Annotated in this window: 25 protein-coding genes; 11 read left to right on the top strand and 14 right to left on the bottom strand. The window is 67.3% G+C overall.

Annotated features, from left to right (window positions below; translation table 11 throughout):
* Positions 1–40 precede the first annotated feature (40 nt).
* Positions 41–598 (top strand): hypothetical protein, encoded by a 558-nt coding sequence (locus ACOABP_RS18365; protein ID WP_474229314.1) that lies wholly within the window; start codon positions 41–43, stop codon positions 596–598.
* A 44-nt stretch (positions 599–642) separates the two neighbouring features.
* On the opposite strand, the gene ACOABP_RS18370 is transcribed toward ACOABP_RS18365, so the two are convergent.
* The 6 genes from ACOABP_RS18370 to ACOABP_RS18395 all read right to left on the bottom strand — a co-directional run bounded on the left by ACOABP_RS18370 (position 643) and on the right by ACOABP_RS18395 (position 7,287).
* The gene (locus ACOABP_RS18370) at positions 643–1,068 is read right to left on the bottom strand and encodes a hypothetical protein (protein WP_066740307.1); all 426 of its coding nucleotides are present in this window, start codon (positions 1,066–1,068) and stop codon (positions 643–645) included.
* 295 nt (positions 1,069–1,363) lie between these two features.
* Positions 1,364–2,467 carry an alpha/beta fold hydrolase gene (locus ACOABP_RS18375; RefSeq protein ID WP_474229316.1) on the bottom strand — a complete coding sequence of 368 codons (1,104 nt, stop codon included), beginning with the start codon at positions 2,465–2,467 and terminating at the stop codon, positions 1,364–1,366.
* Positions 2,468–2,519: 52 nt separating this feature from the next.
* A complete protein-coding gene (locus tag ACOABP_RS18380; RefSeq protein WP_474229317.1) occupies positions 2,520–3,272 on the bottom strand; it encodes an endonuclease/exonuclease/phosphatase family protein in 753 nt (250 codons plus the stop codon).
* Positions 3,269–5,503: a VTT domain-containing protein gene (locus ACOABP_RS18385; protein WP_474229319.1), complete on the bottom strand. Its 2,235-nt coding sequence runs from the start codon at positions 5,501–5,503 to the stop codon at positions 3,269–3,271. Before ACOABP_RS18385 ends, ACOABP_RS18380 begins: the two co-directional genes overlap by 4 nt.
* 121 nt (positions 5,504–5,624) lie before the next feature.
* Positions 5,625–6,395 (bottom strand): helix-turn-helix transcriptional regulator, encoded by a 771-nt coding sequence (locus ACOABP_RS18390; protein ID WP_474229320.1) that lies wholly within the window; start codon positions 6,393–6,395, stop codon positions 5,625–5,627.
* Positions 6,379–7,287 carry a DMT family transporter gene (locus ACOABP_RS18395; protein ID WP_474229322.1) on the bottom strand — a complete coding sequence of 303 codons (909 nt, stop codon included), beginning with the start codon at positions 7,285–7,287 and terminating at the stop codon, positions 6,379–6,381. Before ACOABP_RS18395 ends, ACOABP_RS18390 begins: the two co-directional genes overlap by 17 nt.
* Before the next feature lie 197 nt (positions 7,288–7,484).
* Between ACOABP_RS18395 and ACOABP_RS18400 the strand changes: the two genes are divergently transcribed.
* Positions 7,485–8,021 (top strand): cupin domain-containing protein, encoded by a 537-nt coding sequence (locus tag ACOABP_RS18400; RefSeq protein WP_474229323.1) that lies wholly within the window; start codon positions 7,485–7,487, stop codon positions 8,019–8,021.
* A 21-nt stretch (positions 8,022–8,042) separates the two neighbouring features.
* Here ACOABP_RS18400 and ACOABP_RS18405 read toward each other — a convergent pair whose 3' ends face one another.
* Entirely contained in the window at positions 8,043–8,918 is an 876-nt protein-coding gene (locus ACOABP_RS18405; RefSeq protein WP_474229325.1) for a LysR family transcriptional regulator, read from the bottom strand.
* A gap of 93 nt (positions 8,919–9,011) precedes the next feature.
* Here ACOABP_RS18405 and ACOABP_RS18410 point away from each other — a divergent pair, with 93 nt between their 5' ends.
* Entirely contained in the window at positions 9,012–10,121 is a 1,110-nt protein-coding gene (locus ACOABP_RS18410; RefSeq protein ID WP_474229326.1) for an NADH:flavin oxidoreductase/NADH oxidase, read from the top strand.
* Positions 10,122–10,143: 22 nt separating this feature from the next.
* Here the strand turns inward: ACOABP_RS18410 and ACOABP_RS18415 are convergent, their stop codons facing one another.
* From ACOABP_RS18415 to ACOABP_RS18435, 5 genes are all read right to left on the bottom strand, one after another.
* The gene (locus ACOABP_RS18415) at positions 10,144–11,616 is read right to left on the bottom strand and encodes a GntP family permease (protein ID WP_474229327.1); all 1,473 of its coding nucleotides are present in this window, start codon (positions 11,614–11,616) and stop codon (positions 10,144–10,146) included.
* A 3-nt stretch (positions 11,617–11,619) separates the two neighbouring features.
* Positions 11,620–12,663, bottom strand: coding sequence for a patatin-like phospholipase family protein (locus ACOABP_RS18420; protein ID WP_474229328.1), 1,044 nt, complete (start codon positions 12,661–12,663; stop codon positions 11,620–11,622).
* 115 nt (positions 12,664–12,778) lie between these two features.
* Positions 12,779–13,954, bottom strand: coding sequence for an L-rhamnonate dehydratase (locus tag ACOABP_RS18425; RefSeq protein WP_474229329.1), 1,176 nt, complete (start codon positions 13,952–13,954; stop codon positions 12,779–12,781).
* A gap of 24 nt (positions 13,955–13,978) precedes the next feature.
* A complete protein-coding gene (locus tag ACOABP_RS18430) occupies positions 13,979–15,004 on the bottom strand; it encodes a 4-hydroxythreonine-4-phosphate dehydrogenase PdxA (RefSeq protein ID WP_474229330.1) in 1,026 nt (341 codons plus the stop codon).
* A gap of 12 nt (positions 15,005–15,016) precedes the next feature.
* Entirely contained in the window at positions 15,017–15,982 is a 966-nt protein-coding gene (locus tag ACOABP_RS18435; RefSeq protein ID WP_066740280.1) for a Bug family tripartite tricarboxylate transporter substrate binding protein, read from the bottom strand.
* Positions 15,983–16,237: 255 nt separating this feature from the next.
* On the opposite strand from ACOABP_RS18435, the gene ACOABP_RS18440 reads away from it, so the two are divergent.
* Positions 16,238–17,164: a dihydrodipicolinate synthase family protein gene (locus ACOABP_RS18440; RefSeq protein ID WP_474229331.1), complete on the top strand. Its 927-nt coding sequence runs from the start codon at positions 16,238–16,240 to the stop codon at positions 17,162–17,164.
* A 14-nt stretch (positions 17,165–17,178) separates the two neighbouring features.
* Here the strand turns inward: ACOABP_RS18440 and ACOABP_RS18445 are convergent, their stop codons facing one another.
* Entirely contained in the window at positions 17,179–18,105 is a 927-nt protein-coding gene (locus ACOABP_RS18445) for a LysR family transcriptional regulator (protein ID WP_474229332.1), read from the bottom strand.
* A 38-nt stretch (positions 18,106–18,143) separates the two neighbouring features.
* The gene (locus ACOABP_RS18450; protein ID WP_474229333.1) at positions 18,144–19,610 is read right to left on the bottom strand and encodes an amidase; all 1,467 of its coding nucleotides are present in this window, start codon (positions 19,608–19,610) and stop codon (positions 18,144–18,146) included.
* Between the two features lie 132 nt (positions 19,611–19,742).
* Here ACOABP_RS18450 and ACOABP_RS18455 point away from each other — a divergent pair, with 132 nt between their 5' ends.
* The 7 genes from ACOABP_RS18455 to pcaD all read left to right on the top strand — a co-directional run bounded on the left by ACOABP_RS18455 (position 19,743) and on the right by pcaD (position 25,738).
* Entirely contained in the window at positions 19,743–20,642 is a 900-nt protein-coding gene (locus ACOABP_RS18455) for a LysR family transcriptional regulator (protein ID WP_474229334.1), read from the top strand.
* 163 nt (positions 20,643–20,805) lie between these two features.
* The gene (locus ACOABP_RS18460) at positions 20,806–21,453 is read left to right on the top strand and encodes a BON domain-containing protein (RefSeq protein ID WP_474229336.1); all 648 of its coding nucleotides are present in this window, start codon (positions 20,806–20,808) and stop codon (positions 21,451–21,453) included.
* Between the two features lie 407 nt (positions 21,454–21,860).
* Positions 21,861–23,198, top strand: a complete 1,338-nt coding sequence (locus tag ACOABP_RS18465) for a short-chain fatty acid transporter (protein WP_474229337.1) — start codon at positions 21,861–21,863, stop codon at positions 23,196–23,198.
* 42 nt (positions 23,199–23,240) lie between these two features.
* The gene (locus ACOABP_RS18470; protein WP_066740266.1) at positions 23,241–23,537 is read left to right on the top strand and encodes a YciI family protein; all 297 of its coding nucleotides are present in this window, start codon (positions 23,241–23,243) and stop codon (positions 23,535–23,537) included.
* Positions 23,538–23,558: 21 nt separating this feature from the next.
* Positions 23,559–24,617, top strand: a complete 1,059-nt coding sequence (locus tag ACOABP_RS18475) for a cyclase family protein (RefSeq protein ID WP_474229338.1) — start codon at positions 23,559–23,561, stop codon at positions 24,615–24,617.
* A 33-nt stretch (positions 24,618–24,650) separates the two neighbouring features.
* A complete protein-coding gene (catC, locus tag ACOABP_RS18480; RefSeq protein WP_066740264.1) occupies positions 24,651–24,935 on the top strand; it encodes a muconolactone Delta-isomerase in 285 nt (94 codons plus the stop codon).
* Positions 24,936–24,949: 14 nt separating this feature from the next.
* Positions 24,950–25,738, top strand: a complete 789-nt coding sequence (gene pcaD / locus ACOABP_RS18485; protein WP_474229339.1) for a 3-oxoadipate enol-lactonase — start codon at positions 24,950–24,952, stop codon at positions 25,736–25,738.
* Positions 25,739–25,749: the final 11 nt, after the last annotated feature.

Consider the following 25,749-nt stretch of genomic DNA (forward strand, 5'->3'; position numbering starts at 1 on the left):
GCAGGCGGGCGCGCCCCGAAGGGCAGGCGGGAGACGGGAAATGGTTGCCAAACGCGGCAAACGGGCGGGATTCGTGGCTGGAGTTGCCCTGGTGCTGGGCGGATGCGTGGCCTATCCGGGCTATGACGCGGCCTATGGCAGCTATGGTGGCTACGGCAGCTATGCCGGCAGCTACAGCAGCTACTCGGGCACGGGCGACTCGGGCAACTATCCGGCCGGCTCCTACGGCACGTTCTACAGCGGGTACCCTGCCTATCCGTATTACTACGGCAATTATTACGGGGGCTACGGGGGTTATTACGCCGGCTACCCCTACGGATATCCATATGGCTACGCGGGCTGGCCCGTCTACGGCAGCATCTGGTTCGGCTATGGCTGCTGCGGGTATCGGGGTTACTACGGATACAGGGGCTACTACGGGTACCGGGGCTATGGCTACCGGGGCTGGTATGGCTATCACGGTGGCTACCACGGCGGCTACTACGGTGGATACCACGGGTACGGAGGAGGCTACGGCGCCGCGTATGGCAGCGGATATAGGGGCGGGTATGGCGGAGGTTACCGGGGCGGCTACCGGGGCGGCGGCAGGGGCCGCTAGCTGGCGGCGGCCCGTCCGGGCGACACGCGGGAGGATGCGTGGGGTTATGGCAACTGGCGCAACTGGCCGATCACCGACATCAGCCGCCCGTGTGCCACCGTGACCGAAGCCTCGTCCTGCAGGGCTTCCTGGTAGCGCCGGCGGAATGCCTGGTCGCCGTGCTCGCTGAACAGCTTCTGCGTGGCGCCGGCCACGGCGCGGCACGTTTCGTCGTGGTGCTCGTCGCCGTCGAGTTCCTCATCGATCTCGATGATCAGGCGCGACAACGGATCGAGCCAGCGGAAGAAAGATTCTTCCGTCACCAGCTGCACGAACTGTCCTGCGGGAATCGGGCCATGCAATCTTTCGTACTGGCCTCGGTCATAGCCGATGACCTCCTTGTGGACCTGGAGCAATGCCGCCCGCAAGGCACGCAGCCCCGAGCGGCGGGTTTCCTGGGTAGCAAGGAACTGTTCGCTGGGCATGCCCATCTCCACTTTTCCTGTTCATGGGCAGGCCGTATCGACATGACCTTCGGCGGCGTCCTCCCGGGGCCACCATTCACCCGCCCGTTGTTATCGGAAGCACACGTCCACGCTCGATGACATGCACGGTGTGCAAGTCAGTATAGGCAGCGGCATGGCCCCAATCTAGCGCGCCTGCCTAGCGAAATACCCGTATTGCGGCCCTGCGGCAACGGATGCAGGCCATGCCGGACGCGCCCTGACGCGCGTGCCGGCGTTGCAGTGCAGCGGGTGACTCTTGTTGGTCCGCTGCGTTGCCTCGTTACTTGGCTGCGGGTAATCCCTGCAGCAGTTCCACCAGGTAAGGCTTCCAGACCTCGGGGTGCTGCAGCGTCTGGTGGCCGAACGTGTGTTCGCTTTCTGGCATCTCGACAAAGCGGCCGCGCGGCACCCTGGACACGGTGCGCTGCATGACGCCGAGGTCCACCGCGTTGATCATGTCGTCGGCAAAGTTCACGGCGTACAGCGGCGCGCGGATCTTGCCCAGGTCGGGCTCGGGGTTGTAGTCCCATGACGACTCGAACCAGTACAGGTAGTCGTTGGCGTCCAGGCTGCGGCTATCAGCCACAGCCTTGTCGAAGTACTGGTTCACCTGGTCGCGGGTGGGCGCGGCCTTCTGCAGCGTGGCGGCGCTTTGCGTCATCAGCGCGAAGACCGGCACCGCGTTGGTCCAGCGCGTGGGCTGGCGGGTGTAGTTGCCGCCGTTCCAGTCGGGGTCGTTGCGGATGGCCTCGATCAGCGTGCGGCGCCACAGCCAGTTGCGGCCGGACATGGCGACGGGCTGGCTGGCGATGGGCATCAGCGCGTCCATCATGTCGGGATGGCGCTCGCCCCAGATCCAGGTCTGCATGCCGCCCATCGACGTGCCCAGCACCAGCCGCAGGTGGTCAACCTTCAGGCCTTCGGTCAGCAGCCGGTAGTGGCCTTCCACCACGTCGGTGTAGCCATAGCGCGGAAAGCCGGCGCGCTGGCCGTCGCTGGGTTTGCTGGACCCGCCACGGCCCAGGCCGTCCGGCATGATGATGTAGTAGCGCGACGCGTCCAGCGGCTGGCCTGGTGCGAACAGTTCCTTCTGCATCAGTGGCGTCAGGAAGGCGCGCCCGGTGCCGGTGGTGCCGTGCAGCAGCAGTACGGCATTGTTGACCTTGCCGTCGGCCCCGCGCGTGGGCGTGCCCAGCGTGGCGTAGTGCAGCTTCACGGCCGGCAGCGTCTGGCCGTTCTGGAAGCGGAAGTCGCGCACTTCCACATCGCCTTCCTTTGCCTGCGGCGGCTGCGTGGGTGGCGCGGGTTGTGCGTAGGCCAGGCTCCATCCCAGCGTCATCGTGGCGGCCAGCATCTTCATGGCCGTTGCTGCCTTCTCGTGCATCGTTGTCTCCCTTGGTGTTGTATGAGCACGGGCGATCATACTGCAACGGTTGCTATCCTGAAGTGAGCCGCATCTGCGCCAGCAGCGGCAGGTGATCGGAGGCCAGCCGCGCCAGCGGCGTGCGATGGCTGGACACCGCCACAAGGTGCGCGCGTGGCGAGGTCCAGATGCGATCCAGCGCCAGGAACGGTAGCCGCGACGGAAATGTCGACACATGCGGCGTGCGCTCGAAGTACGCGTGCAACCAGCGCAGCGGGCGCCCCCACAGGAACCACTCGTTGACGTCGCCAAGCAGGATGGTCGGCTGCGCCGGTGCCTCGGCCAGTGCGGTCAGCAGGCGTCGTACCTGCCAGCGGCGTTCGCCGGGTCGCAGACCCAGGTGCGTGGCGATCACGCGCAGCGGGAACGTGCCGGGCTCGATGGCATTGCATTCCAGCAGCGCGTCGATGGCGCCACGCGGTTCGCACCCCCTTACGCTCAGGTCGATCTGGCGCACCCTCACCGGCGGATAGCGCGTCAGCAGCGCGTTGCCGTAGTCGCCATCGTTGCGCACCAGCGTCGGCCCGGGAATCGCGTGCAGGCCGGTGTGCTGGGACAGGAAGCGCAGCATGTCGAAGCCCGTGCCGCGCGTCTCCACTTCCTGCAGGGCGATCATGTCGGCCCGCAGTTCGTTGATGACCTCGCAGATGCGCTTGGGCACGAAATGCCCGTCGGTGCCAACGCCGCCATGGATGTTGTAGCTTGCCACCGCGAGATCGGCATGCAGCGCGGCCGGCAGCGCGTGGCCTGGATCGCGGGCGGTCATCGGGCTGCCTCGCCTGATTGCGGACGGCAGCAATGCGGGGGCTGCGAATCGGCGTCGGCACGCGCATGCCCATGTGCCGTGCGACCGCGCCGCTGGCGCCGGCGCCGCAACACCCACCACAGCCCGGCGGGAATCAGCAGCACAAGTGCCAGCAGGGCAAACGTCATGGGGTCGGGATTGCGGGCGAAGGCGGCGATGCGGTCCACCAGCGACGCTGACACGATGATGCCCGGCGACATGCCGATGGCCGTTCCCAGCAGGCAATCGCGCAAGCGGATGCGCGACGCGCCCACCACCAGGTTGACCAGCGTAAACGGCGCCACGGGCACCAGCCGCAGCACCACCATGGCCAGCAGCCCGTGCTGGCTCACCTGCTGGCTCAGGCGGTTCAGGCGCCTGCCGCCAAAACGCTGCACGGCGTTGCGTCCCAGCAGGCGTCCCACGGTGTAGCCAGCCGCCGTGCTCAGCACGGTGCCCGCCAGCGCAATCGCGCCACCGTACAGGGGCCCGAATACCACCACGGTCACCACGATCAGCACGGTGACCGGAAACAGCGCCAGCCCGCCGGCCACGAATGCGCCCATCATTGCCACTGGCGCCAGCGGCATGTCGTCCACGCGGTGCACCAGCGCCAGCACATGGCGGAAATCGGTCCATTCGCGCAGCGGCGTATAGCGCCAGGCAAAGACCACGCCGGCCAGCACCAGCACGAAGGCCACCAGCAGCGCCACGCGGCTGGCTACGCGAGGGCGCGCCTCGTGGCTGACGAATTCGGTCATCACCTGTCCGGCGTCGATGGGCTCCATCGGATCGAGCAGCGTGGCATCGGGCAGCGCGGCATCCACGTCGTCGGGCACGGCCGGCGCAAACGGCTGCAGCGTGCGGCCGTCGGGCCGATGCAGAGCGGCCAGCGCGGCGTTCAGGCGCGGGTGCGCGGACATGGCCTGATGCAGCGTGTCGGGCGTCACGGCCAGGTGTTCGCACAGCAGACGGTCGCGCATGGCGCGAATGGCCGCGGCAACGCGCGGGTCGCCCCGGGATTCGATCACCAGATTGCACTCGGTATCGAGCCCGAAAGACCGGTTGCTCAGGTTGGCGGAGCCGATCGTCAGCAGTCGGTCGTCCACGGCCATGACCTTGCTATGCACGTTGACGCAGGCATCCCCCAGCCCCGGTATATGCGGACAGTACAGCTGGAAGCGCCCATCCGGATCCGCCTCGCGCAGCCCCCGATACAGGCGCGCGCGCAGCACGCCCATGCTGGCTTCTTCCAGCCAGCCGCTTTCGGTACTGCGCGACACCAGCGCGATATCGGGCCCGTTGGGCTGGCGCAACTGGCGGGCAAACGCGTCGGCGATCAGCCCGGAACTGAAGTACTGGTTTTCGAGATAGATGCTGTCGCGGGCGGCGGCAATGGCATCGGTGTAGAGCGTACGGATTTCGCCGATGCCCGGTTCGTCGTCGCGCGCGGGAAAGGTGCGGCTGATGCCCACCGGCACGTTGGTGACGTCGGGCGCGATCTGTCCGGGCCACGGGTCGGTGGCGGCCGATGCCCTGGCCGCATCCGGCACGCGCGGATGCCGTCCGGTCGCGCGCAGCCATCGCTCGGCGGCCAGTTCGCCCAGCGCCTGTGCGGCCGCGCCATCGACCATGCACTGCACGTCGTGAAAGGGCGCATAGGGCTTGCCATCCGGGTCCACGCGGCGTGGATCGTCGGGCAGGTGGTGGTGGGTATCCCAGCGGCGGATGGTCAGGTCCAGTCCGCCCACAAACGCCAGCCGATGGTCGATGACCACCACCTTCTGGTGATGCGAGGCTCCCACCGGATGGTTGCCGTCCAGGCAGAACGACAGCCGCCGGTGCGTTTGCCAGTGCTCTTTCGCGGCCGGCAGGAACTCGCGCTCCAGCGCGAACACCATCGCGTAGTCCCAGCTCAGTACGTAGATACGCAGGCCCCTTCGGCGGCGGCACAGGGCATTGAGGAAATCGCGCAGTTCGGCGGGCAGGCCGTCGGATGGGGAGTCGTTGGCCGGGCTGTCCGGCTGCAGCCGCATGCGGCTGTCAATATCCCAGCCGAGGATAAAGATACTGTGCTCTGCGCGCGTCAGCGCCTGGCGCAGCGCCGGGAAATACGCATCGGCATCGACAAGCATTGCCAGCCGCGTGCAGGGGGCCACGCGCCAGCAATTGTGGCCCGGGCGTAGCAGGGAGGGTTCGGCATCGATCGTCATGGCGAACGGTACGCTTCGCAAGTTCCGTACCGGTCGCGTGAGCCCGTGGCGTCCAAGGGCTGGGGCCGATCGGGCCGATGCGTCTCGTGTGCCGCTTACTCGTCTTTGTAAAACTTGCGCGTCAGGCCGCTGCCGCCATGCGCCAGGCGGCCGGTGGCATGCCAAAGCGGCGCGCAAAGGCGCGCGTGAACGTGGTCTGGTCGGGATAGCCGACACCGGACGCGATATCGGCCAGCGGCATCGCGCCAGCCATCAGCCACTGCACGGCCTGGTCCAGCCGCAGGCGCGTCTGGTAGCCGTGGGGGGTGTCACCGAACGCCTCGCAGAACAGCGTATGAAAGCGCCGTGGCCCCCAGCCGATGCGCGCGGCGAGCTGGTCCACCCGCAAGGGTGTGGACAGATGCGCGCGCAGGTAGTGATCGATGGCGCCGACAGGAAACCGCGCCGCATCGGCCTGCCGGTCGTCGAGTCCGAGCATGGCGGACAGGCCGCCCGCCAGCGCCGCCGCCTGTTGCCAGGCGTGCTGGGCGGGGACGTTGTCCGATGCCTGCTGTGCGGTGGCGAGCCTGCGGACCCGCGTGGCGAAGTCGGCATCCATGGCAAACATGCGTGGCGTTGCCATCAGCCGCGCGGGCAGTGCCACGGAGCTGGACGGGAAGTCGGCCACCAGTTGCAGGTTGTCGGTCAGGCCGCTGCACAGGTGGTGCAGGCCGGCCGGAATGACCAGGCCGTGCGTGCCATCCACCCGATACGCATGCCCGTCGATTTCCAGTTCGGTCTGGCCGTCTACGCCAAACAGCAGCTGGTGATAGTCGTGCGCGTGACCGAACGGCCGGGGCTGATAGCGGCGCGGTTCGACCAGGGGCGAGGCATGCTCAACGAGCTTCGGCATGACGTGGCTTGCCCTGCGTCTGGCAGAGCCAGACGCCAACCCCGGCGATGGCCATGCCCAGCCACTGCACGGGACCAAGGCGGTCGCCGAACAGCAGCGCGGCCTGCACCGCGGCCAGCGGCGGCGCCAGGAACATCAGCGCGGCGGCGTTGGCGGCCTGGCCGCGCCGGACCAGGCCCAGCAGCAGCCACGTGCCAAGGCCGGACAGCACCACGGCAGCCCACGCCAGCGAGATCCACAGCGTGGGGCCGCCTTCCCAGCGCAAGGCGCCGATGCCGCCGGAAGCACTCACGACCACGCCGGCCACCAGCAGCGCCCCGGCGTTCTGCCAGGCCGAGCTGGCGCGGATATCCGCGCGGCTGATCGAGGTTTTCTGGAGGAGGGTTCCCATCGTGATCGACACTATCGCAAGCACGCCGACCAGCACGATCCACGGGGAAACCGCGTGCGGCGCGCCAGCCTGCATGGCTGGCAAGACTACCAGACCCACGCCCAGCGCGCCCAGAGCCAGCCCGCGCCAGGTGCGCGCGGACGGTTGCTCGCCCAGCAGCGGGATGGCAAGCAGGGCGGTCAGCAACGGCTGCAGGGCGCCCAGCAGCGCCATGATCGACGGCGACAGGCCGTGCGCCACCGCGCCATAGCCGGCGCACAGGTAGATGCCCTGCATCAGCGCACCGGCCAGCAGATGGCGGGGTACCTGGGCCAGTGGCGGCCACGCGGCGCGCCCGGCGGCAGCCACCAGTGCGAACATCAGCGCGGCCAGCGCAAAGCGCGCCAGCAGGAACAGGCTGGTGTCGGCCACCGGCACCACGGCCTTGCCGACGATAAAACCGGTGGACCAGATCAGGACAAAGGCCATGGCGGGCAGCCAGGCGGGAACGGGGCGCGACATCTTGGGTAGTGGGCTGATTGCAGGCCCGGATCGTCACCAGTTGGCGGATCGCGGGCGGATTTCCGGAAGTTGCCCGGCAGACTAGCGCAGCGCGCCGGGGCTGTCTTGGCAAATCCTGCATCGGGGGGGCGGGCGAGGGCGACGGGCGGGGCGCCCATGGTATGGTGGCGGCCCGCCTGCCGCGCCACCGTCCCGCCATGCCCGATACGCCCCAGCAACGCCTGATCGACGATCTTGGCCTGATTCCGCACCCCGAGGGCGGCTACTACCGCGAGACGTTCCGCGACGCCGCCCGCGTGCGTCGCCTGTCCGACGGCGCCGAGCGTTCGGCATCGACGGCCATCTACTACCTGCTGTGCGATACCGCGTTTTCGGCCTGGCACCGGATTCGCGCCGACGAGGCGTGGCACTTCCATGCCGGAGACCCGATCCACGTGCACTGGCTGACGCCCGAGGGTGCGCTGGTCACGCATCGGCTTGGCAATCCGCTGGTGCATCCCGGCACAGTGTTCCAGGCCGTGGTGCCGGCTGGCTGCTGGTTCGCCGCCGAGCGCGTGCCACCCGCCGGGGCAGGCAATGCAAGCCCCGCCGGCTATGCGCTGGCTGGCTGCACCGTGGCGCCTGGCTTCGAGTTCAGCGAATTCGAACTGGCTGACCCCGTGCAACTGGCGGCATCGCACCCGGCCCATGCCGATGCGATTGCCCGGCTGGGCAGCCGGTCCCGCCTGGGCTGAGGCGGGGGGCGGCCCGGCCCCCTACGGCGCGACCTTTACCTGCGTGCGCAGGTAGTCCACCACGCGCCCCACGCGCGGCGCCAGCGACCACTCCGAGCGGTGGATCAGCCAGAGCTTGTCGATCACCGGGGCATGACAGTCCAGCACCCGGATCTGGTCCTTCTGGACAAAAGCCTGGCGCGCATAGCGCGGGATCACGGTAAAGCCAAAGCCGCGCGCCACCGGTTCCAGCATCAGGCTCACCTGGTTGCTGAAACCCCGGCAGGGCAGCGTGTGCACGCCCGGATTGCCCGGGTAGTGGCGGCTCAGAAGGCGGTTCGCCATGGTCTTGCCGTCGGGATGGTCGACAAAGCCGATGCGCTGCAGATCGTCCCAGCCCTGCACCTGTTCCGCCGCCGGATAGACCAGCTCCAGCGGCTCTTCGCTGAACGGGGTCGCGGTCAGCCGGGGGTCGTCGGGCTTGAGCGATACCAGTCCCACATCAAAGCGGTTCTGCAGCACGCCTTCCAGCACCTCGGCGTCAGGGGCGAAGCGGTGGCGGATGATCAGGCCCGGCGTCTTGCCTTGCAGGTCGAGCAGGCGCGGATACAGGAACAGGCCAATGCTGCCGGGCGTGATCAGCCCGACCACGCCGCTTTCGCCATCGTCGACCAGCCGGGCGCGCAGGCGGTCGTTTGCCAGTTCCATGTCGGCGCAGTATTCCAGCAGCGCGCGGCCGGCCGGCGTCAGTTCCAGGGCGCGTGGGCGCCGGATCAGCAGCGGGCCCAGCGCGTCTTCCAGATGGCGGATGTGCTGGCTGACGGCCGCCTGGGTCAGGCCAAGCTCGTCGGCCGCGCTGGTAAAGCTGCCGGTTTGCGCCAGCATGGCGAACGAGCGCAGCCATTGGGGGTTAAGCATAATGAACTCTTATCGAAGCGATAACGCGTGGACGGTTTTCATTATAGCGAGGCATGGCTAAGATCGCTGCATTGCAACATGCAGAGACCTCACATGACTACGCCTGCACTTTTCACCCCGTTCACCCTGAAAGACGTTACGCTGCGCAACCGCATCGCGGTGCCGCCGATGTGCCAGTACAGCGCCATCGATGGCTTCACCAACGACTGGCACCTGTCCCATTACGCCGGCCTGGCCCGTGGCGGCGCGGGCCTGGTGATCGTCGAGGCCACGGCGGTGTCGCCGGAAGGCCGCATCTCCCCGGGATGCACGGGTTTGTGGAATGACGAGCAGGCCGTCGGCATGGCGCGCATTGCCGAGGCCATCAAGGCCGGCGGTGCGGTTGCCGGCATCCAGATCGCCCATGCGGGCCGCAAGGCCAGCGCCAACCGTCCGTGGGAAGGCGACGACCATATTCCCGAAGGCGACGACCGTGGCTGGAAAACGATCTCGCCGTCGGCCAAGCCGTTTGGCGCGAATCTGTCGAAGATGCCCGAAGCGATGACGCACGACGACATCGCCCGCGTGCAGGCCGATTTCGTGGCCGCCGCCAAGCGCGCCCTGGACGCCGGATTCCAATGGCTGGAGCTGCACTTCGCGCACGGCTACCTGGCGCAGAGCTTCTTTTCGGTCCACGGCAACGAACGCACCGACGAATATGGCAAGGACGCCATCGGCCGGGGCCGTTTCCTGCTGGAAACGCTGGCCGCCGTGCGCGAGGTCTGGCCGCAGAACCTGCCGCTGACCGCCCGTTTCGGCGTGATCGAGTACGACGGCAACGACGAGCAGACGCTCAAGGAATCGATCGAACTGGTGCGCGCCATGCGTGAAGGCGGCCTGGACATGCTCAACGTCAGCGTCGGCTTTTCGACGCCCGATGCCAAGATCCCCTGGGGTCCGGCCTTCCTGGCGCCGATCGCCGAGCGCGTGCGCCGCGAGGCCGGCCTGCCGGTGGCGTCGTCGTGGGGCATTGACGACCCCGTGGTGGCAAACCGCGTGGTCGAGGAAGGCCAGATGGACCTGGTGATGGTGGGGCGTGCGCTGCTGGGCAACCCGCACTGGCCGTACCAGACCGCGATGAAGCTGGGCGTGGAGCGTCCGTCGTGGGTACTGCCCGCGCCGTACGCCCACTGGCTGGAACGCTACCGCGTGCAGTCGGCCTGAGCGTGAGCCAACGCTGGCCGGGTCAGAACGATCCGACCAGCGTACCCAGCACGATCACGGCCACCAGCGCCAGCAGCGGCCCGACGATGCCGACCATCACGATGCCGCCGTAGCTTTGCTTGTGCGTGGTGCCGCAGACGGCCAGCAGCGTGACCACGGCGCCGTTGTGCGGCAGCGTGTCGAGCGTACCGGCGCTCATCACGGCCACGCGGTGCAGTACGGCCGGATCGAGCCCGATTTCGAGCGCGCGCGCCAGATAGGTACCGCCCAGCGCGTCGAGGGCGATGGTCAGGCCGCCCGATGCCGAGCCGGTCAGCGCCGACAGCACGTTCGTGGCGACGGCCAGCGATACCAGCGGGCCGCCCTCGATCGACAATACCCAGTCCCGTACCACGGCAAAGCCCGGCAGCGCGGCCACCACGGCGCCAAAGCCGACCAGGCTGGCCACGCTGAGCACCGGCAAGGCTGCCGCGTGCGCGCCGGCGCCCATGGTTTCACGCAGCGCGGTCAGGCGCCGCCAGTTGAGCAGCACCAGGCAGAGGATAGCCGCCGCCAGCGCCACGATCACCGACCACACGCCACCCACGGCCTGCAAGGTGGTGGCGCCCCATTCGGGCAGCGCCAGATAGTCCGCGTCAAGGCGCGGCAGCACGACCAGGCTCATGGTCAGGTTCACGGCAATCACCACGATCAGCGGCAGCAGCGCCACCAGCGGGCCGGGCGGCTCGGCACTGCGCTGGCCGTGCCGCGCTTCGGCCGGATCGAATTCGTGCGCGGTGCTGGCGCGCTCGCGGATCAGCGGCCGCTCGGCCACCTCTGCCACTTCCGTCACCCCATCCACGCCGGCAGACACCCCATCGCCATAACCTTCGCCCTTGCGCCGCGCGGCGCCTTCGCAACGCGTCAGCCACCACATGCCGAACGCCAGCATCACCAGGCTGGCGATGATGCCCAGCCCCGGCGCTGCAAACGGTGTGGTGCTGAAGAACGGCATCGGGATCGCGTTCTGGATGGCCGGCGTGCCGGGCAGCGCCGACATCGTGAAGGTCGAGGTACCCAGCACGATGGCCGCCGGCATCAGGCGATGCGGGATGTCGGCCGCGCGAAACAGCGCATGGGCCATCGGCGCCAGCACGAAGAACGCCACGAACAGGCTGACCCCGCCATAGGTGAGCAGCGCGCCGGCCAGCACCACGGCCAGCATTGCGCGCCGGGGGCCCAGTGTGCGGGTCATCCAGTCGGCAATTGCGGTCACCGATCCACTGTCGTCCATCAGCTTGCCGAACAGCGCGCCAAGCAGGAACAGCGGAAAGAACTGGGCCACGAAGCCCGCCGCCGTGCCCATGAAGGTCTGCGTCCAGTGCGCCAGCAGAGGGTCGCCTGCCGTGGCGGCGGCCAGCAGGGCGGCGGCCGGGGCGATAAGGAGAATGCTCCAGCCACGGAATGCCATCCAGATCATCGCCGCCAGGGCGATGACGATGCCGAGCAAGCCCATGGGTCAGACCTCCTGCAGCAGTTCGTCGAGATCGAACGACGAACGGTTGCCCAGTGCATCGCCGTGCTTCGCCAGGAACTGCTCCGCAGCCTCGCGGCCTTCGTCGCGCAGCATGCACAGGAACGGCCATTCGGCATTCATCTTCGACGACGAACCGAATTCGGCCACGCGCTCGCTGGCAATGCGATGGATGCGCATGTCGGCCCATTGGGCGCCCTCGGCGTCGCCCGGGTCGGCCACGCGCTGCAGCACGGCGATCATGCGCAGTTCCTTGAGCAGGGCGGCATTGAACGAAATCTCGTTGACCCGGCTCAGGATGTCGCGCGCGCTGCGGGGCACGCCGGCGCGGGCCACCGGGTTGATCTGCACAAGGATGGTGTCGCGCGACTGGCATTCACGTACCAGCGGCGTGATGGTGGGATTGCCTGCGTAGCCACCGTCCCAGTACGGCACGCCGTCGATCTCCACGGCCTGGAACACGGTCGGCAGGCAGGCCGACGCCAGCAGCACGCTGGCCGTGACCTCGGTGTTCTTGAACACGCGGCCGCGCCCGGTTTCCACATTGGTGGCCGTGACAAACAGATGAATTGGCGCCTGGGCCAGCACATCGAAATCGATGGTGGCCTGCAGCACCTCGGCCAGCGGATTGCTGCCGGCGCGGTTCAGGTCGTAGGGCGACCAGAGGCGTGCGGCCAGGTCGGCGGCGACGAACAAGGGGGAGTTGTCGAGCGTCCAGCGGCCCAGGATCACGTCGAGAGGGGTGCGCCGGAACGGGCTGAAGCGGGCCGCATCGGACACCCGCTGCCAGAACGCCTCCAGCGCCCGGCGGGCCCCCGCGGCACCATCGAGCGCATGGCCGTAGACCAGCACGGCGGCATTCATCGCCCCGGCCGACGTACCCGATATCCCGTCGATATCAAGCCACGGCTCTTCCAGCAGCCGGTCCAGCACCCCCCAGGTAAAGGCGCCATGGGCCCCACCGCCCTGCAGCGCCAGGTCGATCAGCAGCGGCTCGCGCGCCGCGGCGGTCTTGCCTTCCTCGTTCATCCAACGCTCCCGAAGGTGACTCACGTGAGGTACAAGCCGCTCTATTATTTGTTGTGCAGTGCAACTTACGCAAGGTCGGAAGCGAAGGGTGGCCGCGCAAGGCGGCCCGGAAACCCTACTCGATAATGTCGAACTGGTCGAAATACGCCTCGTTGAGCGTCAGGCCCAGGCCCGGCAGGTGGTCGTCCAGCTGCAGGTAGCCGTTGTCCGGCGCCGGTTCGCCCTTGAAGATGTAGTAGAACAGCTCGTTGCCCACCTCCACGTCGTGGACCGGGAAGAATTCCGACATCGGCGACGCCGTGGACGCCATGGTCAGGTGGTAGTTGTGCATCTGGCCGGCGTGTGGGATCACCGGCACCGACCACGCCTCGGCCATCGCGTTGATCTTCTGCGCGGCGGTAATGCCGCCCACGCGGTTGGTGTCGTACTGGATCACGTCCACGGCGCGGCGCTCCAGCAGGTCCTTGAAGCCGTATGACGTGAACTCGTGCTCGCCACCCGAGATCGGGAACGGGCTCATCTTCTTCAACTCGGCATAGCCCTCGATATCGTCGGCAATGACCGGTTCCTCCAGCCAGCGCGGATTGAACTCGGCCAGGCGCGGGATCATGCGGCGCGCGTATTCGAGCGTCCAGCCCATATAGCATTCGAGCATGATGTCCACGCCGTCGCCCACCAGTTCGCGCAGCAGGCGCACCTGTTCCAGATTTTTCAACATGCCGGCCGGGCCGTCCTTGGGGCCGTAGCCGAAGCGCATCTTCATGGCCGTGAAACCCTGGTCCAGGTAGCGCTGGGCCTCGCCCAGGAACGCGTCGCGGTCGTCGTTGTTGTAGAGCTTCGACGCGTAGCACCAGATCTTTTCCTTGGTGCGTCCGCCCAGCAGCTTGAATACGGGGCGGCCGGTGGCCTTGCCCATCAGGTCCCACAGCGCGATGTCCACGGCGGAGATGGCCGCCATGCCGATGCCCTTGCGGCCCCAGGCATGGGTGCGCCGATACATCTTCTGCCACAGGTATTCGTTGTCGAACGGGTCCTGCCCGATCACGATCGGCGCCAGATACTGGTCCACGATCTGCTTGGCCACGCGCGGGGCCAGCGCGCAGTTGCCGATGCCCACATGGCCGTCATCGGTTTCCACCTCGACGACAAGCCAGCCGTGGAAGCGGAACGACCCCATGGCGTCGCCGCGGTCGTACAGGATATCGGTGGCGTTGGTGCAGAAATGCGCCTGTGGCGGCACCGTCTTGCCCTTCCATTCGAAGACGCGGGCACGGACGTTGGTGATTTTCATGGTGGAGTCCTGGTGGCGTTGGAGTCAGGCGGCGCGGGCGTCCGCCAGCCGGCGGGCACCCATCTGGCAGGCCAGGTGGAACGCTTGCAGCGTGGCGCCCGGATTGGCGCGGCCCTGCTGCGTGATGTCGAATGCGGTGCCGTGGGCCGGCGTGGTGATCGGCACGGGCAGGCCGCCCTGAACCGTCACGCCGCGCGAGAAGCCCATCAGCTTGATGCCGATCTGGCCCTGGTCGTGGTACATCGTGACGATGGCGTCGAACTGGCGCTGGTCCGGGCCGCCCTGTACCTTCAGGAAGATCGTGTCGGCCGGGAACGGGCCTTGTGCCGCCACGCCGCGCGACTGCGCCTCGGTCACGGCCGGGCCGATCACGTCGATTTCCTCGCGGCCGAAGGCGCCGTTGTCGCCGTTATGCGGGTTCAGGCCGCACACGGCAATGCGCGGGGTGGTCACGCCGGAGCGGCGCAGCGCGTTGTCGATCAGGTCGATGGCGTCGCGCACGCGGGCCGGGGTAATCAGCGCAGGCACTTCCTTGATGGCGACGTGCGACGTCACGCGCGATGTCCACAGGCCGTCCAGCACATTGAATTCGCAGAACGGGCCACGGTAGCCCAGCTTCTCGGCAAACCAGTGCAGCTCGTCGTTGTGGCCCATGCCGGCCGCGTGCATCGAACTCTTGTTGAGCGGGCCGAACAGGATGGAGTCGGCCTGGCCCGCCTGGGCCAGCGTCACGGCCAGCTGCAGCGTACCCAGGCAGTAGCGGCCACCGGCCGCACTGGCCTCTCCACGCGGATAGGCGGGTTTGTCGTCCAGATTCCAGTGATACAGGCGCGGGCCTTGCTCGGTGCCCTGGAAGTCGGGCCGATCTACTTCGGGCAGCGACAGGCTCACGCCGGCCACTTCCATGCCGCGCCGCCATTCGTCGCGGTCGGCGATCAGCAGGATGCGCGCCTGCGCGGCAACGGGGTCGGCCAGCAACCGGGCAATCAGTTCGGGGCCGATGCCGGCGGGATCGCCGAGCACCATGGCAATACGGGGACGTTGGGGCATGTCTTGGTCCATTCAGTCGAGTTTCACGCCGAGTTCGGCGATCAGCTTGCCGTAGCGCGCGTATTCGCTGCGCGAGAAGGCGTCGAATTGGGCGGGGTCCATCGCGCCGGGCACGGCTCCCACGTCGGCCAGGCGGCGGATCGTGTCGGGGTCCTTCATGACCTGGGCCATGGCTGCGCTGATCTTCTGCAACGTGGCCGGCGGCGTGCCGCCGGTGGCGTAAACGCCGTACCAGGTGTTGGCCTGGATATCGGGCACGCCGGCTTCCTTGAGCGTGGGCACGTTGGGCAGCAGCGCCGAGCGCTTGTCGGAGGTCACCGCCAGCGCGCGCAGCTTGCCGGCCTTGATATGGTTGATGACCGACGGCATGGTCTCGAAGCTCATGTCCACCTGGCCGCCCATCAGGTCCACCAGGCCGCTGGCGCTGCTCTTGTAGGGAACGTGGAGCATCTTGCCGTGGATCTGGTGTACGAAGGCCGCCGCCGCAAGGTGCTGCGTGCTGCCGACGCCGGACGAGCTGTAGCGATACTTGTCCGGATTGGCCTGGATCTGCGCCACCAGCGTCTTCGCGTCCTGGATCGGCAACTGGGTGTTCACCACCAGTACGTTGGGCACCTGGGCCACCAGCGCCACGGGCACCAGGTCTTTCAGCGGGTTGAACTGCAGCTTGAGCAGGTGCGGCGCGATGGCCTGCGACGTCGAAACGCCCATCAGCAGCGTGTTGCCATCGGGCTGCGCCTTGGCCGTGATGTCGGCGGCGATGGTGTTCGAGGCGCCGGGGCGGTTGTCCACCACCACGGGCTGCTTCAGGATGGCGGACAGCTTGTCTGAAACGATGCGCGCCATGATGTCGGTGCCGCCGCCGGGCGCGGCTCCGACCATCATGCGGATCGGGCGGGCGTCGTCGGCCCAGGCGCATGGCGCCGCCATGCCAAACACCGCGATGCCGGCCAGGGTGCCGGCCATCCATGTCTTCATGTCTGTCTCCGTCGTAGGCAGTCTGCGCTGCGTGACGTCCACTATACGGAGATGAGTACCCTCCGAAAACTGAGCATTTCTGAAGCGGCGATAAGTGGCGCTGATATCCGGGTTAACGCGGCACGGCCGGCATGCGGCCCGGACGGCAAGCCGGCGAGCGATTACCACAGGCGATCACCGTATGCGCAGGATTCAATAGGCAGGCCACCCCGGCGGCCCGTATAGTTGGCCGCACATGACAACAAGGAGACCAGCATGACCCTGACCCCGGCCCAGTATCGCGGCGTGTTTCCGGTGGCACCGACCATCTTCGACGCCCAGGGCGGGCTGGACCTGGACGGCCAGCGACGCTGCATCGACTTCATGATCGATGCCGGGTCGCACGGCATCTGCATCCTGGCGAATTTCTCGGAGCAGTTCGTGCTGACCGACGACGAGCGCCAACTGCTGATGACGACCGTGCTCGACCACGTGGCCGGCCGCGTGCCCGTGATCGTCACCACCACGCATTTCAGTTCGCGCATCTGTGCCGAGCGCAGCCGTGCCGCGCAGGACGCCGGCGCCGCCATGGTGATGGTCATGCCGCCGTACCACGGCGCCACGATCCGTGTGCCGGAACGCAGCATCTACGAGTTCTTTGCCACGGTATCGGCAGCCATCGACATCCCGATCATGATCCAGGATGCGCCGGTCAGCGGCACCACGCTGTCGGCGCCGTTCCTGGCGCGCATGGCCCGCGAACTTGCCAATGTGTCGTACTTCAAGATCGAGGTGCCCCAGGCGGCCGCCAAGCTGCGTGAACTGATCGCGCTGGGCGGCGATGCCATCGTGGGGCCCTGGGACGGCGAGGAGGCCATTACGCTGATGGCCGACCTGGAAGCCGGGGCCACGGGCGCCATGACGGGTGCCGGCTATCCGGACGGCATCCGCCAGATCCTGGACGCCTGGCAGGCCGGCGACGCCGAGGCGGCGGCGGAGCGTTACCAGCAATGGCTGCCGCTGATCAACTACGAAAACCGCCAGGGCTGGCTGGCTACGGCCAAGGTGCTGATGCAGGAAGGCGGCGTGATCCGGTCGGATGCCGTGCGGCATCCGCTGCAGCCCATGCATCCGGCCACGCGCGAGGGTTTGCTGAAGGTGGCCCGCCGGCTCGATCCGCTGGTGCTGCGCTGGGGACGCTGAGCCGGCCAGCGGGGCTAGGCGGCGTGGGCGCGCAGCGTATCGATCAGCAGGCTCATCGACGCCGATACCGGGCGGCCGCGCCGGGTAACGATGCCGTAGGGCCCGAGCTTGATCGGCAGGGGCAGCGGCAGCACGGCCAGCGCGCCCAGCTGTGCGTAGTAGGCGGCCACCGATTCGGGCAGCACCGCGATCAGTTCGCTGTCGATCAGCAGCGAAGTGGTCATCAGCACGGCGGCTGTCTCGATGGTCGACGGCGGGGCCGGCACGCCGGCGTCCTCGAATGAACGGTCGAGCAGCGCCCGCATCGGGCTGGGGCGGGGCTGCATGATCCACGGATAGCGGGTCAGCTCGGCAAAGGCCGGGGTGCGCTGGCGCGCCAGCGGATGCTGCGGCCCCACCACGATGGCCAGGCCTTCGTCGCCAAGCTGCTCGAAATCCAGCGCGCCGCTGTCCCAGCCCTCGGGTACGCGGCCCAGTACCACGTCCAGCTGGTCACGCTCCAGTTGAGGCATCAGCACGTCGCTGGTGTCTACCTGCACGGCAATCTCAAGCTGCGGATGCTCGCGGTTGAGCTGGCGGATCGCGCTGGCGAGCAGCCCCGGCGTGGGGGCCATCACCGCGCCAACGCGTACCCGGCCGATCTTGCCCGATTCCAGCGCCACCAGTTCATCGCGCAACCCGGCCATGTCGGCAAACACGAGCTTGGCGTAACGCGTGGCCGCGCCACCAAAGCGCGTGGGCCGCAGGCCGCGCGCGTGCCGTTCGAACAGCGCCACGCCCAGCAGGTCTTCCATGTCCTGCAGCATCTTGCTGACGGCCGGCTGCGAAAGTGTCAGCGCCTCGGCTGCCCGCCGCAGCGATCCGCGTTCCTCGATGGCCACCAGCAGGCGCAGGTGCTGCATCTTCAGGCGATTGTGCAGGGCGGAGACGGACGGAATCATGGGTGCAGAGATGACTAGGGTAGGGCCAGGCCGGCGCGTCATTCTAATGCGTCGGCAGCCCCTGCCCATACCGCCGGCCGCCGGTTCGCCCACGGATGGGCCTGCTCGATCTGTCCTGCCAGGCGCAGCAGCGTGGCTTCCTGCGCAAAGGCGGCGCCGAACTGGATCCCGATCGGCAAGCCGGCATGCGGCCCGGCCGGCGCGGCGGCCATCGGCACGGACATCGCGGGCAGGCCGGCCACGTTGAAGGCCGGGGTGAAGGGCGAGTGCCGGAACACGCGGTCGGTCCACGCCAATCCATCCATCTGCCCGGCGCCCACGGCGTAGGTGCCCACCGGTTCGGGCAGGTCCGGCATTGTGGGCGTCATGATGATATCGGCGTTCTCGAACCAGCCGGCCGTGGCGCGCGTGACGGCATTTCGCACGTCCAGCGCCGCGGCGAAGGCCGGGCCGGTAACGCGCTGGCCGTAGCGGTAGGCGGCCAGCGTGGCGGGCTCCAGCGTATCGGCATCCACGCGGCGGCCAGTCTGGGCAGCGATGGCGTCGGTCCAGTTCACCAGCGTGGCACACCAGATTTGCGCATTGGCATGGACAAAGGCTTCCCATGACACGCCCAGGGCCGGTTGCAGCAGATCGACGTGGTGGCCCAGCGCCTCGAGCTTGCGGGCGGCATCGGTGGTGGCGTCTGTCACAACTTGTGACACGGTGCCATGGTTCCAGGGCGCCAGCATCAGCCCGATACGCAGGCGTCCTGGGTCGCGGCCCACTTCGGCCAGGAATGGCTGCGCGGGGGCCGCGGTGTGATACGGTTCGCCCGCTGCGGTGCCATGGATGGCATCGAGCAGCGCGGCGCTGTCGCGCACGGTGCGGCTCAGGCCACCCTGCACGCCGAGCCCGGCGAATACCTCATCGAGCGCCGGGCCGTTCGAGACCCGCCCGCGCGTGGATTTGAGGCCGAACAGGCCTGTAAAGGATGCCGGCACGCGGATCGACCCCGCCGCATCGGTGGCGTGCGCCATGGGCACGATGCCGGCCGCCACGGCCGCGGCAGCGCCGCCGCTCGATCCACCCGCGCTGCGCTGCGTGTCCCACGGATTGCGGGTCTGGCCCTGCTGGACCGATTCGGTGGCTGTGCTGAACGCCATTTCGGGCGTTGTCGTGCGGCCCAGCGTCACCAGCCCGGCGGCGCGCAGCCGCTGCATCAGGGTGGAATCGGCCCGTGCCACCAGCCTGGCCGCCATCCGCGACCCCAGTTCCAGCCGCTTGCCGGCCATGGCAATCGCCAGGTCCTTGATCAGGAACGGCACGCCTGCAAAGGGGCCATCGGGCGAAGCGTGCCCGGCATCGGCCAAGGGCCAGTGCTCGACCACCGCGCCGATGGCAGGGTTGACGGCGCCGATGGCCTGGCGCGCCAGTTCGGCCAGTTCCCGAGGCGTGACTTCCTTGCGGGCGACCAGGGCGGCAAGGCCCAGCGCGTCATGGGCGACGTATTCGTTCAGTTTCATGTTTGCTCCGGTTTGCAGTGGGAATGCGCTCATCGTACGGATGGCCCGGCCTGCTGATTAGCCATCCGAGATGGGCATCATTGGCCCATTGGTGGGACAATCGGCGCAGTTTCCATTCTGGAGTGGACCGCCATGGCTGCGGATCTCAACGACACGCTGATCTTTGTACGCGTGGTGCAGGCGGGCAGCTTCACGGCTGGTGCACGGCTGCTGAAGATGCCGAAGACCACCGTCAGCCGCCGCGTGATGGCACTGGAGGCGCAACTGGGCGCCCAATTGCTGCATCGGACCACGCGCCGGCTCGGGCTGACCGAGGCGGGCGGGCTGTACTTCGCGCATGCACGCGATCTGGTGCGCCAGATCGACGACGCCGAGGCGGCTGTCCAGCAGCTGCAGGCCGGCCCGCGTGGCTGGCTGCGTGTCACGCTGCCGTATTCGTTCGGCGCGGCGTGGATCGCGCCGCTGCTGGCCGATTTCCGCACGGCCTGTCCCGACGTCAGGCTCGAAATCCTGGCGTCGCACGTGCCGCTGGACCTGGTGGCCGATGATATCGACGTGGCGCTGCGCCTGGGCGTATTGCCCGATTCCGACCTGGTGGCGCGCCGGCTTGGCAGCTTTGCCACGGGCGTTTATGCCAGCCCTGCCTATCTGAAGCGTGCGGGCACGCCGGCGCACCCATCCGAACTCGAAGGCCATGCCACGCTGACGCTGCACCAGGCGCGGCGCGAGCGCGGCTATGCGTGGCCGCTGCGCAAGGAAGGGGGGCGAACCCAGTACTTCAGCGTGGACCCGGTCATCGTCGCCAGCGATCCGGCGTTGCTGCACGATGCGCTGTGCGCTGGGCAGGGGATTTCACTGGCGATGCACCGGAGCATGGCCGTCGACGTCAAGGCCGGCCGGCTGCGGCGCGTACTGCCCGACTGGACCGGGCCGGCGCAGGACTTCAACGCAGTATTCCCGCGCGGCGCCGTGGCGTCGCCCAAGGTGCGTGCCTTTGTGGAATTCCTGCGCGCAAGACTGGATACGGACTGAGGCACCGTGCGGTAAATCTTCCATCGCGGGGGGCAGGTCTACACGGATGGCCCTTGCGCATCCGCAATATGGCGGGATTTCAGGGGTTGTTCCGGCCGGCTGGCAGCGGTACAGAACTTGCATGGTCTCCGAAGATCGCGGCAGACGCGCTAAGGAGACCCAGATGACACAGAAGATGCAGCAGAAAAACCCCTGGTTCCGCCCCGGTGTGCGCGATGATGGCAGCGACTGGGCCGTGCACGACCAGACCGAGGATTTCAGTGGACCGGATTCGTATCCGCGGCCGTGGGCACGAGCGCCGCGTCCCGACGCAAGCGTCTACGAAACATCGCATGTCGACCCGGCCGCCTATGGCATTGCCGACGACGACGGCCTGCGCACGGCGCCCGGCCGTGCCCGCTGGCACCGCGCCGCCGACGTGAACTGGCAGGACCGGCACGAGGACGGCGCGCTGCGCCATCGGGCCGGGGCAGGGGGGCGCGTCGCCGGTGTGCCACGCGAGGCAGAGCGCGGGTACGGTGACGGCCATGGCGGAGGGTACGGCGGCGGCTATGGCGAGCCGGTTCATCGATCCGAGCCAGTCTGGCCCAAGGGCTACGTCCGCTCGGACGCGCGCATTCGCGACGATGTCTGCATGCGCCTGGCCCACGACGGCCATGTCGATCTGCGCGAAGTAGAAGTCGATGTTGCCGACGGTGTGGTCACCCTGCGAGGCGCGGCCCACGACCGGGGCGACAAGCATCGCATCGAGGACATTGCCGACCATGTCATGGGCGTGAAGGACGTCCATAACGAACTGCGCATTCGTTGATACGAAGGATCGGCGGATCGGTTGATCGATCCTCCACGGCGGTTGATGTCGAGGGCCCGGCCGCGCCCCGGGCCTTCCTGGCTAGCGAATCGAGCCTTGATACGGTCATTCCGGGCCGCGCGTTCTGTGCGGATACCGGTCACCAGCCTTTCTGGCCTGAAAGGTTGATGCTGCAGCGCAAAATCCCCATTTCCCCCTGAAATTCACCGGACTTCCTGCCATTCAGACGGGGCCATGTTGCGCTGCGCTGCAGCATCGAATTGTTGCGCCCTGCAGAATGAATCCGGCGATTCATTGCCTTGACTTTGCGTGATCCAAAGTCTTACGCTCCCGGCCATGTACAAAAGACGTTCGCATATAGAACGCTGGTTCGATATGCGGTCATTTCGACTCTCAGGAGACAAGCCTTGAACAAGGTTGCCGGGTTCTTTACTGAACTGATGCGCCGGTACTTGCCGGACCCCTTTGTATTTGCCATCGGCCTGACGCTGCTCAGCATGGTGATGGCGATGGTGGTGGAGGGGCAGGGCGCCAACGCCATCATCATGAACTGGGGCAAGGGCTTCTGGAATCTGCTCTCGTTCACCACGCAGATGGCGGTGATCCTGGCCATGGGCTACGTGCTGGCTACCGCCCCGCTGGTCGACCGCTTCCTGAACAGCATCGTGGCGCGCGTGGCAACGCCGCGTGGCGCCATCATCGTGGCGACGCTGGTTGGCGGCATCGGCAGCTACCTGAACTGGGGCTTCGGTCTGGTGATCGGCGGCATCATTGCCCGCAAGCTGGCCGTGAAGGTCAAGGGCGTGCACTACCCCCTGATCATTGCCTCGGCCTACAGCGGCTTCACGATGTACGGCCTGGGCCTGTCCGCGAGCATCCCGGTGCTGATCTCCACGCCGGGACACCCGATGGAAAAGCTGATGGGCGTGATCGCGCTCAAGGACACCATCTTCTCGGTGCCGATGTTGCTGACCAGCCTGGCCGTGATCGTCACGCTTCCGCTGCTCAACGCGATGCTGCATCCGCGTGACGCCAAGGACGTGGTCGAGATCAAGGAAGAACCGGAGACGAAGGAATCGGCGGCCGGCGGCCACAGCATGGGCATCGAGAACACGCTGGCCGCGCGCATGAACAACAGCCGCCTGCTGAGCCTGCTGATCGGCCTGTGCGGCATGGCCTATGCGGGGCTGTACTTCGTGCAGGGCGGCACGCTGGACCTGAACCTGATCAACTTCCTGATCCTGTTTATCGGCGTGCTGCTGCTGGGCACCCCGGCCAACTACGTCGCCAAGCTGAACGAAGGCATCAAGACGATTTCAGGCATCATCCTGCAGTATCCGTTCTACGCAGGCATCATGGCGGTGATGGCGGGCTCGGGGCTGGTGGATACCATCTCGCGCGTGTTCGTCGATATCGCCACGCCGCAGACCCTGCCGTTCTGGGGCCTGGTCAGCAGCTTCGTCATCAACTTCTTTGCCCCGTCGGGTGGCGGCCACTGGGTGATCCAGGGTCCGTTCATGATCGATGCGGCCAAGGCCATCGGCAGCTCGGTGGCGCAGACGTCGATGTCGGTGATGCTGGGCAACGCGTGGAACGACCTGGTGCAGCCGTTCTGGATCCTGCCGGCGCTGGCGCTCTCGAAGCTCAAGCTCAAGGACGTGATGGGCTACACCGTGATCATGATGTTCTGGGTCGGCGCGATCTACATCGTGGCGCTGCTGGCTTGGGGCATGGCCACCCACTGAAGTCATTGCGCAGTACAACGCAGTACAAACAGGAGACCTCGCATGCCGTACCTGATCGAAACCTTCGACAAGCCCAACCACCAGCACGTGCGCCAGGCCAACCGGCCCACGCACCTGGACTACCTGGAAGCCAACAAGCAACTGTTGCTGGCTTGTGGCGCGAAGCTCAATGACGACGGCAGCGATGGCGGCGGCGGGATCTACATCCTCGACGTCGACACGCGCGAGGCGGCCCAGGCCTTTATCGAGGCCGATCCGTTCCACCAGGCGGACCTGTTTGCCGAAGTCAAGATCGTGCGCTGGCGCAAGGCGTACCTGGATGGCGTCCGCCATATCTGAGCAGATATCCGAGCAGTCCATATGAAACGATGGAAGCAACGGCCCGAAGGTGCCAACTGGGGCGACTTCGGCGATGACGACCAGCTTGGCCGCCTGAACCTGATCACCCCGGCCTGCGTGCGGGCCGCCGCCCAGGAGATCCGCAGCGGCCGCACGTTCTGCCTGTCGCTGCCGCTGGACCTGCCCGGCGGCAACGTGCTGAACCCGCGCCGGCATCCGCCGGTGCTGCGTCCCACGTTCCGCGACGACGTGGCCTACGTCAACTTTCCGCTGGCGAAGGTCGACCCGCGCGCGCTGGACGTGCTCAGCGACGACCAGGTGCTGCTGTCGATGCAGTACTCCACCCAATGGGATTCGCTGGCGCACGTGGGCGCGCTGTTCGATGCCGACGGCGACGGCGTGGCCGAGCGGGTCTACTACAACGGGTTCCGGCCCAATACCGATATCGTCGGCCCGGTGGACTACGCCGAAGCCGACCATTTCGCGGCCCACGCCTGCGGTCACGACCACAGCCACGCCGAAGCGCTCGGCATCGAAACGTTTGCCGCCCATGGTATCCAGGCACGCGGCGTGCTGGTCGACCTGGCCCATCATTACGGCCGCGAATGCCGCACGGTGGGCTATGACGACCTGATGCGCGTGATCGACGCCGACCGCGTCGAAGTGGGCAGCGGCGACATCCTGGTGCTGCGCACCGGGTTTGCCGAGATGCTGGTCGAGATGGCCGGCCAGCCCGACGCCGACCTGCTGCACCGTAGCTGCTGCGCGCTCGACGGGCGCGACGACCGCCTGCTGCAGTGGATCACCGACTCCGGCATTGCCGCGATTGCCGCCGACAACTATGCGGTCGAGCGCTATCCGGCGCGGCCGGTGCCCGACAGCGCCGGCCCGGTGCCGATGCTGCCGCTGCATCACCATTGCCTGTTCAAGCTGGGTTTGCCCCTGGGCGAACTGTGGCACCTGCGCGACCTGGCCGCCTGTCTGCGTGCCGAAGGCCGCCATCGCTTTTTCCTGTCGGCGCCGCCGCTGCGGCTGCCCGGCGCAATGGGCTCGCCAGTGACGCCCGTTGCCACTGTCTGATCCTGTCACCCCGTTCAATCCAAAGGAGCCACCATGCTGTTCATGGTCGAAATGACTGTCCGTATCCCCCATTCGCTCGATCCGCAGGTGGCGGACAAGATCAAGGCTGAAGAGAAAGCGTACTCGCAGCAACTGCAGCGCGACGGCAAGTGGCGCCATCTGTGGCGCGTGGCTGGCCAGTACGCCAACGTGAGCATCTTCGACGTCAAGGATGCCGACGAGCTGCACACGATGCTGACGGCGCTGCCTCTGTATCCGTACATGGAAATGAAGGTCACCGCGCTGGCGCAGCACGGTTCGGCCATCGCCCAGAACTGAGCGGGAGCCGGATCATGCCGTTCGCCGAACTGTCCGCCCCGTCCGATGTGAAGATCCATTACCAGCTGGATGGCGATGCCAGCCTGCCGGTGCTGGTGCTGTCCAACTCGCTGGGTACGAACTTCGACATGTGGCAGCCGCAGGTGGCTGCACTGACGAAGCACTTCCGGGTGCTGCGCTACGACACGCGCGGCCATGGCCAGTCGGCCGTGACCGAGGGCCCGTACAGCATTGCCCAGCTGGGCGGCGACGTGATCGCGCTGCTCGATCACCTGGGCCTGCAGCGCGTGCATTTCTGCGGCCTGTCGATGGGCGGCATCACGGGCATGTGGCTGGCGCTGAACCACGCCGACCGCCTGCAGAAGCTGGTGCTCTGCAATACGGCCGCCTATATCGGCCCGCCCGAGAACTGGACCAATCGCGCTGCCGCCGTGGAGCGCGATGGCGTGGCATCGATTGGCGCCGCCGTGGTCGACAAATGGCTGACGCCCGATTTCGCGGCACAGCAGCCGGAACTGGTGCAGCAGCTGCGCGCCATGCTGGGCGCCACCGATGCGCGTGGCTACGCCGCCAATTGCCTGGCCGTGCGCGATTCGGACCTGCGTGCCGAAATCGGCCGTATTACGACGCCCACGCTGGTTATCGCCGGTTCGGGCGATATCCCGACGCCGCCTGCCGATGGCCGCTACCTGGCCGAGACCATCCCCGGCGCGCAGTACGTCGAACTGTACGCCGCGCACCTTTCCAACCTGCAGCAAGTGGATGGGTTCACCGAGGCAGTGGTCAAGTTTCTTGCCGGCTGACAATCGCGGGG

The sequence above is a fragment of the Cupriavidus sp. HE11 genome, from assembly GCF_056097175.1.